This window comes from Thalassotalea ganghwensis, from assembly GCF_053485795.1.
The window spans coordinates 1-528 of record NZ_JBQRUM010000064.1; the positions used below are offsets into that span (position 1 = coordinate 1).

At 41.5% G+C, this 528-nt stretch carries 1 protein-coding gene; it reads right to left on the reverse strand.

What is annotated here, in order from left to right; all coding sequences use genetic code 11:
* Positions 1 to 528: collagenase (locus tag ACSLUH_RS19490; RefSeq protein ID WP_448570078.1), on the reverse strand; the 528-nt coding region annotated here is incomplete at both ends.

A 528-nucleotide genomic window follows, 5' to 3' on the forward strand; every position in this document is an offset into this window, starting at 1 on the left:
AGTAATTATTCATACAAGCATCAGTGCGATAATCCACATTTGGATCCCAGCGGTAACGATCTTCCCCTAACGTTCCATCCGCTACTGGGGTATTCGGGTCAAAACCAAATAAACGCGCCTTGTTATTATCGACCGTTTCTAACCATGTCGTAAATTCCGCGTCATATCGATCCCCTATTGTCTCATTAATATAATGTTTATACGCTAGCACATCACCATCGCGTGAAAGCTCTAACAAAGCATCTATATCACTGCGATGCTTTTCAAACATAAATCGAACACCTAAATATCCCCATGGATAGGCACGACCATTCCAGTCACTCATATTCGCGTTATGCTGAAAAATAGTGGATAACGTATAGGTTTTATTTCGAGCGACGTTTATTGCTGCAGGGTAATGGTTTTCTAAATAAAGGTATTGCGCCAACCCTTCTGTCCACCACGTCGTCGGTAAATAACGACCATCAGAGCCTTTGACATTATAACTATAGTCACCATAAAAGTTCATGCGTCCATCAAGGTAATGGA